Source organism: Asticcacaulis sp., from assembly GCF_035497195.1.
Lineage (GTDB): Bacteria > Pseudomonadota > Alphaproteobacteria > Caulobacterales > Caulobacteraceae > Asticcacaulis.
On the sequence record NZ_DATJDZ010000029.1, the window covers coordinates 1 to 1684 of the forward strand.

A 1684-nucleotide genomic window follows, 5' to 3' on the forward strand; every position below is an offset into this window, starting at 1 on the left:
TACCTTGCGAGCCATCCGCCATCGACGGGCAGGGTGATGCCATTGACATAATCCGAGGCTTTGGATGCCAGGAACACCGCGGCCCCGGCCATGTCGGAGGGGTTGCCCCAGCGTCCGGCGGGGATGCGCTCCAGGATGGACTTGTTGCGCGCCTCGTCAGCTTGCAAAGCGGCGGTGTTGTCGGTGGCCATATAGCCCGGCGCGATGGCGTTGACATTGACGCCCCTGGCCGCCCATTCATTGGCCAGCAACTTGGTGATGCCGGCAATGCCCGATTTCGAGGCGGTGTAGGAGGGCACGCGGATGCCGCCCTGAAAGCTGAGCATCGAGGCGATATTGATGATCTTGCCACCCCCTTGCGCGATCATGTGCCGACCGCAGGCTTGCGCCAGGAAGAAGGCGCTTTTCAGGTTGAGATCGATCACCGCGTCCCAGTCGGCTTCGGTGAAATCCACGCTGTCGGCGCGGCGGATCATGCCGGCATTGTTGACGAGAATATCGAGGCCGCCAAGCGCTGTCAGCGTGGTCGAGACAATGCGCTCGACCGGTTTGATCGAGGTCAGGTCGGCGGCGATATGGATGGCTTTCCGGCCCAATGCCTTCACCGCCTCGACCGTTTCGGTTTCGGTCCGCGTGGAGACGACGGCGATATCGGCCCCGGCCTCCGCCAGGGCGAGGGCGATACCGGCACCCAGGCCCTTGTTGCCACCGGTGACGATGGCGACCTTGCCGGTCAGATCGAAAAGCTTGCTCATAAGGTATTATATCCACTGATAAACTTACGGGTGCAGGGGCCGAGACCCTGCCCCTTCTGACCCTGCTTACGCCAGTTGGCAGATATCGAGCACGTTCATGTCGGTATAGTCGAGGTTTTCCCCGCCCATGGCCCAGATGAAGGCATAGTTGCTGGTGCCGGCGCCCATGTGGATCGACCACGGCGGCGAGACGACGGCCTCGTTATTGGCCATGACGATATGGCGGGCATTGTCGGGCTGGCCCATGAAGTGGAATACCCGGTCGTTCTCACCGAGGCCGAAGTAGAAATAGACCTCTGAGCGGCGGTCGTGCAGGTGCGGCGGCATGGTGTTCCACACCGAACCGGGGGCCAGGATGGTCAGGCCGAGCAGCAACTGGCAGGACTTCGCCGTGGTCGGCACGATGTACTGGTAGATGACGCGCTGATTGGATTGTTCCAGCGAACCGCGCTCCAGCGGCACCGCCTTGTCGATGGAAATCTTGACGGTCTCATAGCGGGCGTGGGCCGGGGTCGAGGTCAGATAGAAGAGGGCCGGATTGGCGGCGTCATCGGAAGAGAACAGCACCTCGGCGGTGCCCATGGGGATATAGAGGCCATCTTTGAGGCCGAGGTCGTAGCTGACGCCATCGACTGACACCTTGCCCGTGCCCGATCCGACATTGATGACGCCGAGTTCGCGGCGTTCAAGGAACGGATGCCCGGCGGCGGAGGCCGGCTCGGTCTGGTCGGGCAGCTTGACCACGCCCTTGACCGGGGCGGCGCCGCCGATGACGAAGCGCTCGAAGTGGGTGTAGTTGAGCACCACGGCGTCCGGCGCGAACAGGCCCGTCATCAGGTATTTGTCGCGCAGGTCGGCATTATCCGCGCCCTTCATCATGTCCGGATGCGTGGCGTAAAGCGTCTTCGCGTAATGGCTGGTGCACATGG

Annotated in this window: 2 protein-coding genes; both read right to left on the bottom strand. The window is 62.6% G+C overall.

Annotated features, from left to right (window positions below; all coding sequences use genetic code 11):
• Nucleotides 1-755: 2-dehydro-3-deoxy-D-gluconate 5-dehydrogenase KduD (gene kduD, locus VL130_RS17415; RefSeq protein ID WP_325364896.1), on the bottom strand; the 755-nt coding region annotated here is incomplete at its 3' end.
• Between the two features lie 66 nt (nucleotides 756-821).
• Entirely contained in the window at nucleotides 822-1682 is an 861-nt protein-coding gene (gene kduI / locus VL130_RS17420) for a 5-dehydro-4-deoxy-D-glucuronate isomerase (protein WP_325364898.1), read from the bottom strand.
• Nucleotides 1683-1684: the final 2 nt, after the last annotated feature.